Here is a 12,092-nt window from a genome sequence, read left to right as displayed (position 1 = left end):
GGGGCCGCGTCGGGCCCGTCGAGCGGCGCGAGCTCGGCGCGCGCAAGGGGCCCGGGGGCCCTCGGCAAGGCGGCCGGGCCTCGGCGAAAATCTTCCCCGAGGTCGAGGCGCCCTGACCGCGCTCGACATTTTATTTTTCCCTTCCCCCGATCCACGACCGGAGCGACGCTTCGCCAAGGAGGTAGCTTATGGACGGGCTGCGATCGAATTGGGAGGCCGTCGTCGAAACGATCTCCAGGGGAACACGCGATCCGAGGCTCGCGGAGGCGCTCGACATCCGCGCCTCGGGGCGAATCAGCCTGGCGGAAGCTGCCTCGATGCTCGGCGAGCCCACCACCGTCCCGGGGTGGCGGCGGAAGCTCACGCGGCGGCTGCGGTACATCGAACGCATCCATGGTGTTTCGCTCCTGGTGCCGCAAATCGGGCGGCGCGGCAGCGTCGTCATGCTCGAGGGTCTCCGCGAGGCGTGTCCGGTTCCGGTGGCATCGATCCTCGCGCTGCAAGAGTTCCACGCGCGGCTGGTCGGGATTGAAGGCAGGCTCGGGACGTTCGAGGGTGAGGTCGAACGGTTGAAATCCCCGGCCGGAGCGAAAAGAGGACGCAAATAAGCCGCGGGCGGCTCCTTTCCCTCCAAGGGTAGGATGGCTCTACCTTTGGCGGAGACCCCGCAACGGCGATACAGGCGCGTCGTCCGCGAAGTCCTCGATGCTCGCGGGCGCTTCTGCGAGTGCTGCGGCGTTCCGGCGCGGCATGTTCACCACATCATCCCTTGCTCGATCTCGGGGATTGCGTCGGAGCTCGTCTTCGATCCCGCCAATCTGATCGTGATCTGCAACGATTGTCACATGCTCATGCACCCCCTGATCCGGAGGCCCTCATGGACCAAAGCAGCGAAGGGGCGCGGGATCGCGCTCAACCGTTGACCCCCAAGGAGGCCGAACGGGCATCCGCCGAAGGGCGACCCGAGCCGAACCCCGACGCGCCGAAGATGGACGCGGACGTCAAGACGTTGCGCTGGCTCCTCCGCGTCGAGAAACGCCGGCTCAAGGAAGCCGTGCGCATCGAGCGGGAGCGGCGGATCGTCTTCCCCGAAACGAGCGTGATTCTGCGCGATGTTCATCGGCTCCTCGATGCCATCGCCATCCGCGAAGGGCGCCTTTCCTCACGCACTGCGACGGCTCCCGAGCCGGGGCGCTTCGAGGGTGGTGCGAGCGGCGGCCCCAAGGCGCGGGACGAATTCGACGATTTCCGGAGCCTGCTGGAGTAGACGATGGGCGGACGTCCTACCCTCCGAACCCTCGAGGTTGAAAAGCAGATTCTCGATGCGCTCCGGCTCGGGCAACTGCACCGGCCTACAGTGTGCGCGCTCGTCGGCATCAAACCGAGGACGCTGCGGGATTGGCGGAAGCAGGATCCCGCATTCGATGCGGCTATCCGAACGGCGGAGGCGAAGGGCGAGGCGCGGCTCGCCTCGATCGCGACGCAAGGGGCCGCGGACGATCCTCGGCTGGCGCTCGACATTCTGCGCGCACGGTATCCCGAGAAGTGGAACCGGAAGCATACGCGGGTCGATGGCAACGTGCGTGTTGACGTCGCTCGCCCTCCAACGCTCCCCAAGGAGCTCCGCGCCGCGTGGGACGCAGGCGCGAAAAGCGGCTGGAAGGACAGGAAAGCCTGTCGGGAGCTCGAAATCTACTGGGCGACGGGGGAGATCGGGAGGCCCGAACAGATCGCGGCGCTCGAAACCCTCCTGGCCGAGGTCAAAGCGAATCCGGAGCCGTACCTCGGGGAATAGCTCGATGGCGAAGGCTTTCGGCTATCGGGTGGGCGATTTCTCCTACAGGGAGCACGGACGGATTGCGGCGGCCCCCTCCGAAGGCCTCGCGGCGTTCATACCGGCCGTAACGCCAGGGTATGCGCGCCCGGATCATCTGGCTCCGCTGATCGAGCTCCTCGAGCGCGCGCGGCGCGAGCCTGTCCGCGCGGTGATCCACGCGCCCCCGCGGCATGGGAAGACGGACACGATCCTCCATGCGATTGCGTGGTACCTGCGGAAGGATCCCACCCTCCCGATCGCTTACGCCACGTATGGGATCGAGCTGGCCAACAGCAAGAGCCGCGACGCGCGGGCGATGGCGCGCGCGGCCGGCGTCGAGCTCGATGCGGGCGCGAAGGGCGTCGGCGAGTGGCGCACGCGCGAAGGCGGGCGCGCGGTCTTTACCGCGCTCAACGGCTCGTTGACGGGCAAAGGGTTCCGCGTCCTCTTCGTGGACGACCCGTTCAAGAATCGGATCCAGGCTGAAAGCCCGACCTATCGCTCGCGAATCTGGGATCTCTGGCAGGGCTCGACGATCAACCGGGTCGAGCCGGGCGGGAGCGCGATCGTCCTTGCCACGCGGTGGCACCCCGAGGACCTCTCCGGGCGGCTGATTTCTCAGGGCTGGCAATACCTCCGCCTGCCTGCACTCACCGACGACGGGCGCGCGCTCTGGCCCGAACGCTGGCCCGCGGCCGAGCTCGAGGCGCGGCGGCGCGAGGTCGGAGAGTACACGTGGGCCTCGCTTTATCAAGGCGTCCCGAGGCCGCGAGGCGGGGCTGTGTTCAACGCAGAACCGGCGCTCTACACCGCCGCGGCCCTCGACGCGGTGCGAGAGTATCGCGACGGGATCGGCGTCGATTTCGCCTACACCGCTCGGAAGCATGCCGACTATTCGTCGGCGGTCGTCATGCGCTCGCACGAACCGGAGCGGGGGCGGCGCGTGTACTACGTCCTCGAATGCCTGCGGAAGCAGGTCCTCGCGCCCGAGTTCGCCGCGGAGGGCGCGCGGCTACAACGGGCGCACGGGGGATGCAAGGCAATGGGCTACGTCACGGTGTTTGAAAAGATGATTGTCCCCTTCATGTCGGATCGTGGCTTCGTAGTCGAGGCGCGCCGGGTGAAGGCAGACAAGTTCACGCGCGCACAACCGTATGCCGCGTCCTGGAACGACGGCCGCGTGCTCCTGCCTGAAGACGTCGGGCCGGATTCGTGGGTGAACGTCTTCCTGGCGGAGCATCTTCGATTCACCGGGCAGGATGACGATGAGGACGACCAGGTCGACGCCGGCGCCGCGGCGCATGACCTGCTCTCCTCGCCCGCGGGGCGGATCGCGGGGTCGTTCTCCGCGGCGAACAAACGGCCGGTTCGGCTCACGAGGTACACCCGATGAATCGCGCTCCTCGCGTCCGGTATGCGCAGCACGTCTTTGCGCCGCTCATGGGCTGGGATAACGATCGCGTACGGCAGGCCCTCGAACGCCATGAAGCGGGCGATTTTCGCGAGTCGGCGGACCTCGCCGAAGCACTCTTGACGGACGAGCGGCTCGACGGTGCTCTCCAGCAACGGATCGACGGGCTGCTCGCGCTGCCGCTCTCGTTCGAGGCGTCGACCGAGACGGGCAACACCGAGGCGGCGGAGCTCGCGCAGCGGAAGGCGGCCGAAGTCTGGTGGCGATTCTGCCCCGAGCCGGTGCTGCGTGACGTCCTCAAGTGGTTGATCATGCTCGGCGTCGCGGTCGTCCAACTGAATTGGACCGAGGAGCGGGGGCAATGGCTGCCGCTGCTCGAGGTCTGGCATCCGCAGGATCTGTGGTTCGATGGGCATGAAATCACGTACCGGGTCGGCACCCCGACCGAGCAGATCGCCCTCGGCGCGGACCCGTACAAGTGGGCGATCTTCGCCTCGGGTAGCCAAACCCCCTGGATGAACGGCGCCGTCCGCCGGGTCGCCATGTACTACCTCGCGAAACAACAGATGTTCACGGACTGGACTCATTACTCCGAGGTCTACGGGCATCCTACGCGGGTCGGGAAGTACCCCGCGGCCCTCGACGAGAGCGACGAGACCGCGCGGGAGCGCGATGCGTACCAGGACGCGCTCGTCAACGCCGGGAAATCGCCGGTGATCATGTTGCCGGTGGATATCGACAGCGATGGCAAGGCGGCTGCGGGCTGGGATTACGAGCTCGTTCAGGCTGACGGCGCGAGCGCAGTCGAGGTGTTCGAGCGCGGGATCCGGTATTGCGACAGCGCGGCGGCGATGGCGATCCTCCGGCAGACACTCACCATGGAGCCGGCGCCGATAGGCTCGCATGCGCTCGGGAAGGTCCACAACGCAGTCCGTCACGAGGGGAAACGGGCGGACACGGAAGGCCTCGCGACCACGGGGCATTACGAGGTGCTCCGCCCGTGGGCCCTGTTCAATTACGGGGACGAACGCCTCGCGCCCTGGCCGAAATGGGACACGAGGACGCCCGAGGAGCGAGAGGCACAAGCCGAGGCCGAGGTGCTCGAGGCGCGGCGGCGCGCGGACGTGGCGAAAGCAGAGGCGGAGGCAAAACGGGCGACAGCGGACGCGAGTAAGGCGCAAGCGGCGGCGGAGGCCGAAGCGGTGAAGTTGCGCGCCGAATCCCTCGGGACGCTCGCCGATGCGCTGACGAAGCTCGCGACCGGGTCATGGGGCGAGCGGATTGATGTCGAGGCGCTCTTCAAGGATCTGGGGGTACCGCTGCGCAGCCCGGCGGAGTAGATGGGCACGCGTTGAAAAATCGTTCAGAAGGGCAAAAGGTGCTCGAAAGGAGATCTTCGCGACCTGTTTCGACCCCAAAGGGTGACAGCTACTTCGCTTTCGCCGCGTTGGGTGTATGCCTCGAAACGGTCGCGCAACGCTCCGCCTCGTTGACCTCTCGGGTGATCCCCCCGGGGAGGTCCTCCTCTTTCGTGCGGGCGTAAACAAGTCCTATAAGGGCCTCCTTCTCTTCGACGAGGAAGCCGCACGCCGCGTCCTCGCCGATTTCGAGACGCACGGCGCCGAGCTCTTCTTCGACTACGATCACGCCTCCCTCTTCGGCTTCTCGAAGGGCGCGGGCGAAGCGGCGGCATGGTTCCGCCCCGAGGTCCGCGAAGGCGCGCTCTGGGCGGTCGATGTCCGCTGGACCGAGGAGGCCGCGGAGAAGGTCCGCGCGCGAAAGTATCGCTACATCTCGCCCGCAGTCGATTACGAGCTCGATAGCAACCGGATCACGCGGCTGATCAACGTCGCGCTGACGAACCTGCCCGCTTCGCACGGGCTTCCGCCGCTGATGGCGGCTTCGCAGGGAGCAAAAGGCATGCTGGAAGGCGCGCTCGCGCATATCGCCTCGGCGCTCGGGCTCGATCCCGATTCGGCGAGCGAGGACGACGTGATCAAGGCGTTTGACGATCACATGACCGAGGATGGCGGCGACGAGGGGGATGACGCGCTGAAAGACAGTGACGCGGCGGAGGCACTCGCGCAAATCCGTACGCTGACCGGGAAGGCGACGACGCGGGAGGCGCTCGCGGCGGCGGCCGAGGAGTTGCAAGCGGCGCGCGCGGCGGCCGTGGAGGACGAGATCGGCGCGCTCGTGGATCGAGGTATCGCGGCGAAGCTCATCCCTGCGGCGGGGCGGGAGGCGTTCGTCAAGCTCGGCCGAAAGGACCTCGAGGCGCTGCGGGAGCTCGTGGGGAGCGCGGGCGAGGATCCCGAGCGGGACAAGCCGAAAAAGGATCCGCCGAAGGACGCTCCCCCGAAGAAACCCGCGGCGAAGCCCTCGCCTCCGGCGACGCGGTATCAGCAAGCGTCCCTGGCGGCGCGTACGCGGCGGAATGGCGAGTTTGATCTTCAGGTGGCGAAAACGCTGCGGATCGATCCTGCCGCGATGGACGAAGGCGACGATTGAAGGAGCTTGGGTATGGTCCGTGACGTCAAGCGATACGGGATCGGCGTCTGCGTCGAGCGGCTCGCGCCCGGCATGAAGGCCGGCGCGGTGATCGAGGAAGGCAATATCGTCTGCGTGGATGCCTCGGGCTACGCGGTCGAAGCGACCGAAGCCGCGGATCTTCGGCCGGTCGGGCGGGCCTGCGAGACGAAGGACAACAGCGCGGGCCAAGACGGCGCCGAGCGGATCAACTGCGAGCCCGGGACGTTCCTCCTCCAGAATTCGAGCGGGGCCGACGCGGTCACCATGGCCGATTTCCTGAAGGACGTGTTCCTGGTGAACGGGGGCCGCGTCGCGAGGACGAGCGGCGGGGGAAAGCGCTCCGTGGCGGGAAAGATGATGGGGCTCGACGGGGGCCGTGTGGCGGTCTCCATCGGTCCGCGGTGACGCGAGGAAGGGCGTTCGATGATCATCACGCGTTCGAGCCTGCGGGCGATGTTCAAGGGCTTCCAAGTCCTCTTCAAGAGCGGGATGGGTATGGCGGAGCCCTGGGGCTCGAAGGTCGCCCGCACGCTCCCGAGCACGGGCGAGGAAGAGACTTATTCCTGGCTGACCGCGATTCCGGGGCTCCGGCATTGGGTCGGCCCGCGCGTGGTCGAGAACCTCCGATCGCGGAGCTTCACGATCAAAAACAAGCCCTTCGAAAAGACCCTCGGCGTCGAGCGGGAGAAGATCGAGGATGACAAATACGGGATGTATGGCGACTATGCGAGCCTGCTCGGGCAGCAAGCCGCGAAGCATCCCGACGACTGCATCGCGCCGATCCTCCTCTACGGCGAGCAAACGAGCTTCCTCGATCCCCTCGTCGGGCCGGTCTCGCTCGTCGTCTACGATGGCCAGCCTGTCTTTTCCGAGGTGCATCCGGTCGATCAAGACGACCCGGATTCACCCGTCCAGGCGAACTATTACCCCTCGGGGATGGCTCTCACTCCAGAGAATTACGAGCTCGTCCGCGCGAACATGCGCTCGCTCGTCGACGTGAACGGCCGGCGGATCGGGATCAAGCCGGATACACTGATCGTGAGCCCGCAGAAGGAAGGCGCGGCGAAGCGGATCGTCGAGGCCGAGACGATCGCCCGCGGCGGCGCGCAGGAGGACAACATCAATCAGGGGACCGCCGAGGTGCTCGTGATCGATGAGCTGAGCGATTCCCCCGGGGTCTGGTTCCTCGCCATGCTCAAGAATCAGTTGATGCGGCCGATCATCTGGCAGGAACGGCAGAAGCCGCGGTTTCAGGCGCTCATGAACGGGAGCGAATACGCGTTCGTGAATAACCAATACCTCGCGGGGGTCGACTGCCGGGGCAACGCTGCGCCGGCCGTCTGGCAGAGCATCGCGAAGTGTCGCCCGTAGGGAACGGAGGGAAGGACGATGATCATCGTTACGTGTGTTCCGCCTCCTGGATATGACGCCTACCGCTGCGGGTGGCGCGAGGAGGAGCGCGACGGGAAGAAGGTCCGGATCGGGCTCTGCTGGAAGGCCGGGGCGACCGAGCTCCCGGATGATGCGTTGACGCGCGAACAAATCGAAATGCTGAAACGTGATCCGGGCAAGAGGATCACGATTCGGGAGCTTCCCGGCGTCGAGCAGGTCCGCGCGTCGAAGGGGAAAGAGCCGACCGAGGCGAAGGGCAAGGCGCCGAAGGAGGGCGGCGAGGAGCCGTGAACGCGTACGCCACGCTCGCGCAACTGTACGCGCTCGGCGTCAACAAAGACGCTTTGGCGCGCGTGCCAGTGGCGGATCAACTCGAAGGGCTCGACGCGGCTTCGCGCAAGGTCGACACGTACCTCGCGGATCTCAACCCGCCGCTTGCGGTCTTCACCGGGGCGATCGTCGAAGCGACGGCGGCGATAGCGGCCTATTCGCTCATGTCCGCCTCGGGGTTCGATCCCGAGCACGACGATTCCAAGAACCTGCGACAAAGGTATCTCGACCAGATCCACTGGCTCGAAGGGCTCGACGGCGGAAAGAAGCTTCCGGGCGTGGTGGGGCAATCGGGCACGGGTGGGAAGCGGCTCGGCCCGCGGGTGCGCGCGGCGGAGCTGCGCGGCTGGGAACGGGGATGGCGAGGAGGGCGGCGGCCATGAAGCTGTCACGGGTCGCGGGGCGTGGGCTGCTCGAAATGGCGAAGGGGCTTCGAGGTCTCTCGAATGGCTCCCATCAAACGGAGCTACAGAAGACCCTCGGGAAGGAGGCCATCGAGCTCGTGCGCGATGGCATCGAGTCCGGGCGCTCGCCCGATGGGGACGCCTGGCCGAAGCGCGCGGCGGATGGCGCGCTCGCGCTGCAACCCCTCGCGGCACACGTCGAGTATCGTCCGCTTCCGCCGAACCCTTTCGAGTGCGCCGTCGAGGTGCGGGTGAATCACTGGACCGCAAATTTCGCGCAACGGGGGACGCTCCAGCATGGGGTCGTCCATAACCCCGAGCGGCCGCTCGTTCCCGATGGGCAACCCCCTCCGGGGTGGATTGCACGCATCCGCGCGAGCGCTGGTGTCGCCTTCTCCGCCGCGGTGCGGCGCGCGGTCAAGGGGGAGTGATGGGCGGCTGGGACGAGACGAGCCTCGGGCGGTTCGCGAAGGAACTGCATGAGAGAATGAACGTGCAGGGCCTCGATCTTGCGATCGGAAAGGACGAGGGGCGCGGGCTCGCCTCGCCGGCGCGGTTGATCGTGTCGGTGCCGGAACATGAGGACCTCGAACCCCCGGCGCAGCAAGGCGGCGCAGGGAGACACGTCTGCGAGGACCGCGTGATCGAAGCGACGTTCACGATCTGGGGGAGCTCGCCCGCGGAGGCCGAAGGGGTTTACCTCCGCCTCCTGCAATCGGTGCGGGAGCTCGGCGTGAGCCGGCGAGCGCGCGGTTATGGGCGCGTGCAGTGGATCGCGGGCGCGGGGCGCGCAGGTTCGGCGGGGGTCAAGGTGGTCGTTCCGATGTCGATCCGCCTCCCCGTGGTGGACGTCGATCTGCGGCATGCGCTGATCCTGAAAGCCTCGGTCGAGGGGGAGACGGCGGCGCCCGATGGCTCGAAACGTGAGGGATTCTGATGCCGAGCGCTGAAATCACCTTCACTGAATATGGGCCGGCGGGCGAGCCGGCATCCGCTGCGCGGGTGGTCGCCAAGGTGGGCGTCTGCTCGTCCGGCTCGAAGAATACCGTTTATGCCTTTGATGTCCCCTCCCCCGTCGCGAAAGCGCTCGGCGAGGGACCACTCGCGGAAGCCACGGCGCAAGCGGTCCGCGTCTCGAAGCAACGCACGCTCGCGGTTCCGGTCGAGGCGAGCATTCCGGGCGCGCTCGGGCCGCTGACGCAATCCGGGCCGGGGCCGGCGCTGTTACTCTCGGGCGCTCCGACCGATACGGTAGCCGTGCGGGTGCGCATCACGAAGAGCGGGGCGCAGGGCGTCGGGAGATTCCGCGTCTCCATCTCGGGCACGGCGGCCGGCACGCAGGTGGTTCCGCGGTTCGGGACCGAGCTCGTGATTCCGACACGAAAGGCGGCCGAGGTGACCGGGACGCGGGACCTGTCGAGGCTCACCTTTGCGAAACCGGCCATCGTCCGCGGGGACAAGGACCTCGGGGCCTCCGGCCTGTACGGGCCGGGGGGCTTGCTCGATGGGAAGGGCATCGAGGCGAAGATCAACGGCGCCGAGATGTCGTGCGTGCTCGAGGCACCGAAGGACGGGGTCGCGCTGCTCGCGCAGTTGCCGAATGCCTTCGCCGCGTGCGTGTTCTCGCTCGACGCCGGCGCGCGTCTCGTGTGGACCTCGAAGACCATCGGGGAGGCGGCGACGATCGAGCTCCTCGGCGGCTCCGCGCTCGGCGCGCTCGGCCTGGTGGTCGGGATGAAGCAAGGCGAGGCGGGGGATCTCGACGGGACAACACTCGATTTGCAAGAAGACACGGGCGAGGCCCAAACCGTCGAGTTCAAGGATCCGCCTGCTGATCCGGCTGCGATCGTCGCGGCGCTCGTGAAGGTGAACAACGTCGCGGCGTCGCTCGTCGCTCCGGCGTCGAAGCTGCGGCTTGCGAGCAAGACGATCGGCGAGGCGTCGAGGCTCGTGGTCCTCGGCGGGAGCGCGCTCGAATTGCTCGGGCTTCCGAAAGCGGACGTGAAGGGCCGCGAGGCGGACCATACGATTCCGGGCGTCGGCGTAACGATCCAGTTTCCCGCGGCTGCGTTCGTAAAGGATACCGAATACGCGGTCGCGTGCCATGCGCCGGGGTTCTCGATCGAGGCCGTGATCGAAGCGATCGACAAGCTCGTCCACGTGAAGGCGGATTTCCGGATCCTGCATGTCGTCGGCGAGCTCGCGGATGCTGCGGAAACGAGGGCGCTCGCCGAAGCGCTGGACACGAAGATCGCCGAGCTCGAAGCGCTGAAGCGGCCGATCGTCGCGATCATCGGCGCGCCGCTCACCGAGACGGACGAAGCGCTCGCGGAGGCCTTCGAGGGCTTCGTCTCACGGCGCGTGTGTGTCTGCGCGCGTGGCGCGTGGCTTCGCGGTGGAACGCTCCAGGGGGCCTTCTTGCGCTCTCAATCGTGGGCGGCCGCGTACAAGGCGGCCGCGGTACGGTTCTCGTCGGACCTCGGCAACCACGACGATGGGCCGCTCAAGGAGGTCGACGCGCTTCCCGTGGACGAGGGGCTTGCGACGGTGAAACTACGGGCGGCGCGGTTCACGGTCATGGATACGAGCGGCGGGAATGTGTACTTCGCCCGCGGGCTCACGATGGCGGACGAACGGAGCCGCTACCGGGATCTCAACGTGACTCGCGTCATGATCGAGGCTTACCTCGCGGCGCAGCCGATCCTCGATAACGAGATCAACAACGATCCGCCCCTGAATGAGGACGGCACACTCGAAACGAATACCGCGGGGGCCATCGATCGAGCGGTCACGAATGCATTGACAAGCGCGCTGATGCCCGACCACGCGAGCGCGGTCCGAGCGCGCGTCATCCGCACGGACAACATCTTCGAGACGAACTTCCTTCGGGCGACGATGACCGTGGTCCCTCGCGGGCAAATCTACGGGGTCTCGGCCGAGCTCGGGCCGGGACTCTTGACAGACAACGAGGAGGAGGGCGGCGGCTGACATGGGGTATACCGTGACGACTCCGCGCGGGGAATTCGCCCACGATGATCTGACGATCACGGCGATCCTCCACAACGGCAAGCGGCACACGTTCACCACGTGTTCCTCGATCACCTATGGAAATGGCCTGTCCTCCAGCACGGTCGGCGGGACGCAACCGGGACCGAAGGCGCACGGGGGCCGGAAGGCTGAGCCGAAGTGCGAAATGGAGATTTCCCGCGGCGAGGAGGACGAGCTACGCGGGAAGCAGGGGGACGGCTGGATCTATCGGACGGTGGATCTGCAAATCGTCTATTCGCTCCCGGGCCGGCCGGACATCATCGATCGCGTGGAGACGTGGCTGCCGCTCGGGGATGAAACGTCGTCTCAGACCGGGGATCCATCGATGACGAAGCTCGAAGGGAATTGCCTCAAGGTGATCAAGAACGGGATCGATCCGTTCAAGAAACCAAGGAGCTGATCGAAATGCGCAAGCTGACGGATGATGTGCGGGCAGAGCTCCGGCGGACGCACGGCGGGGATCTGCGGCTGATCGAGGTTGAGGAGCGCGAGGGGGTGGCGGTCGTGGTGAAACCTCCGACGCGGAAGGCTTGGGCGGCGGCTTTCGATGGGCTCTCGAAGCCTGCGGGGCGTCCGGATGCGCTCCACAACTTGCTGATCGATTGCGTAGCCTGGCCCGATGCGGCGGCGCTCTCGACGGTGCTCGAGGACGTTCCGGCGCTGTCTGAGCTCGCCTGGCCTGTCCTCGCGGAGCTCGCCGGGGCGCCCGAGGACGAGCTGCAAACGATCCCGCTCGGGAAGCTCGGATCCGACGACTGGATCACGCTCGCGGCGGCGGGCCTGGCGGAGGCGAGGTGCGCCGAGCTCGCGGCCGAAGCGCGCGGGGCCTCGCAACGCGTGGCGCTGCGGATGGCGACGGGCCTGTGGCTCCTAACACTACTGCGGGACCTTCATCCACCTCTGCGCGGGCTCGAGCGGGTCCTGGGTGGGGTTGTGTCGTTTGTTTCTTACTTTGTCCTCCAAATCTTGCGCCCGGTTTGCCCAGGTACTTGAAAGGTTTGTCCGCGGACCGCATGATGCGCTCCGCATGTCGTACGGAACGGACTTCTCGACGAGCCATCGTGCCAGGGAGTTTTTCCAGGGCATCATCGGCACACATCTGCGGCGGCCCGAGCAGCGCGAGTCGTTCGCGACCTACGCGTTCGGGATCCTTGGGGAT

General features: G+C 66.9%; 15 protein-coding genes. All 15 read left to right on the top strand.

The window, feature by feature from the left end:
- Nucleotides 1–317 precede the first annotated feature (317 nt).
- Entirely contained in the window at nucleotides 318–608 is a 291-nt protein-coding gene (locus tag QHF83_RS51520; RefSeq protein WP_282425543.1) for a hypothetical protein, read from the top strand.
- Nucleotides 609–877: 269 nt separating this feature from the next.
- Entirely contained in the window at nucleotides 878–1,267 is a 390-nt protein-coding gene (locus QHF83_RS51515; protein ID WP_282425542.1) for a hypothetical protein, read from the top strand.
- Nucleotides 1,268–1,270: 3 nt separating this feature from the next.
- Nucleotides 1,271–1,795 (top strand): hypothetical protein, encoded by a 525-nt coding sequence (locus QHF83_RS51510; RefSeq protein ID WP_282425541.1) that lies wholly within the window; start codon nucleotides 1,271–1,273, stop codon nucleotides 1,793–1,795.
- Between the two features lie 4 nt (nucleotides 1,796–1,799).
- Nucleotides 1,800–3,209 carry a terminase family protein gene (locus tag QHF83_RS51505; protein WP_282425540.1) on the top strand — a complete coding sequence of 470 codons (1,410 nt, stop codon included), beginning with the start codon at nucleotides 1,800–1,802 and terminating at the stop codon, nucleotides 3,207–3,209.
- Nucleotides 3,206–4,567, top strand: coding sequence for a DUF935 family protein (locus QHF83_RS51500; protein WP_282425539.1), 1,362 nt, complete (start codon nucleotides 3,206–3,208; stop codon nucleotides 4,565–4,567). Before QHF83_RS51505 ends, QHF83_RS51500 begins: the two co-directional genes overlap by 4 nt.
- A gap of 115 nt (nucleotides 4,568–4,682) precedes the next feature.
- Nucleotides 4,683–5,738, top strand: coding sequence for a phage protease (locus tag QHF83_RS51495; protein WP_282425538.1), 1,056 nt, complete (start codon nucleotides 4,683–4,685; stop codon nucleotides 5,736–5,738).
- A 12-nt stretch (nucleotides 5,739–5,750) separates the two neighbouring features.
- Nucleotides 5,751–6,164, top strand: coding sequence for a hypothetical protein (locus QHF83_RS51490; RefSeq protein WP_282425537.1), 414 nt, complete (start codon nucleotides 5,751–5,753; stop codon nucleotides 6,162–6,164).
- Between the two features lie 18 nt (nucleotides 6,165–6,182).
- The gene (locus tag QHF83_RS51485; protein ID WP_282425536.1) at nucleotides 6,183–7,130 is read left to right on the top strand and encodes a Mu-like prophage major head subunit gpT family protein; all 948 of its coding nucleotides are present in this window, start codon (nucleotides 6,183–6,185) and stop codon (nucleotides 7,128–7,130) included.
- An 18-nt stretch (nucleotides 7,131–7,148) separates the two neighbouring features.
- A complete protein-coding gene (locus QHF83_RS51480) occupies nucleotides 7,149–7,442 on the top strand; it encodes a hypothetical protein (RefSeq protein ID WP_282425535.1) in 294 nt (97 codons plus the stop codon).
- The gene (locus tag QHF83_RS51475; protein WP_282425534.1) at nucleotides 7,439–7,864 is read left to right on the top strand and encodes a phage protein Gp36 family protein; all 426 of its coding nucleotides are present in this window, start codon (nucleotides 7,439–7,441) and stop codon (nucleotides 7,862–7,864) included. Before QHF83_RS51480 ends, QHF83_RS51475 begins: the two co-directional genes overlap by 4 nt.
- Nucleotides 7,861–8,316, top strand: a complete 456-nt coding sequence (locus tag QHF83_RS51470) for a hypothetical protein (protein WP_282425533.1) — start codon at nucleotides 7,861–7,863, stop codon at nucleotides 8,314–8,316. Before QHF83_RS51475 ends, QHF83_RS51470 begins: the two co-directional genes overlap by 4 nt.
- On the top strand, nucleotides 8,316–8,822 hold the full coding sequence (locus QHF83_RS51465) for a hypothetical protein (protein WP_282425532.1): 507 nt from the start codon (nucleotides 8,316–8,318) through the stop codon (nucleotides 8,820–8,822). Before QHF83_RS51470 ends, QHF83_RS51465 begins: the two co-directional genes overlap by 1 nt.
- Complete coding sequence (locus QHF83_RS51460) at nucleotides 8,822–10,873, top strand: DUF2586 family protein (protein WP_282425531.1); 2,052 nt, start codon at nucleotides 8,822–8,824, stop codon at nucleotides 10,871–10,873. The genes QHF83_RS51465 and QHF83_RS51460 overlap by 1 nt, the downstream gene beginning before the upstream one ends.
- A 13-nt stretch (nucleotides 10,874–10,886) precedes the next feature.
- The gene (locus QHF83_RS51455; protein ID WP_282425064.1) at nucleotides 10,887–11,333 is read left to right on the top strand and encodes a hypothetical protein; all 447 of its coding nucleotides are present in this window, start codon (nucleotides 10,887–10,889) and stop codon (nucleotides 11,331–11,333) included.
- A gap of 5 nt (nucleotides 11,334–11,338) precedes the next feature.
- Nucleotides 11,339–11,926 carry a hypothetical protein gene (locus tag QHF83_RS51450; RefSeq protein ID WP_282425530.1) on the top strand — a complete coding sequence of 196 codons (588 nt, stop codon included), beginning with the start codon at nucleotides 11,339–11,341 and terminating at the stop codon, nucleotides 11,924–11,926.
- The last annotated feature ends 166 nt before the right edge of the window (nucleotides 11,927–12,092 follow it).

Source organism: Polyangium sp. 15x6, assembly GCF_029960785.1.
Taxonomy (GTDB): domain Bacteria; phylum Myxococcota_A; class Polyangia; order Polyangiales; family Polyangiaceae; genus Polyangium.
Note: the sequence above shows the minus strand (reverse complement) of the source record. Positions and strands in the feature narration are given on the sequence as shown.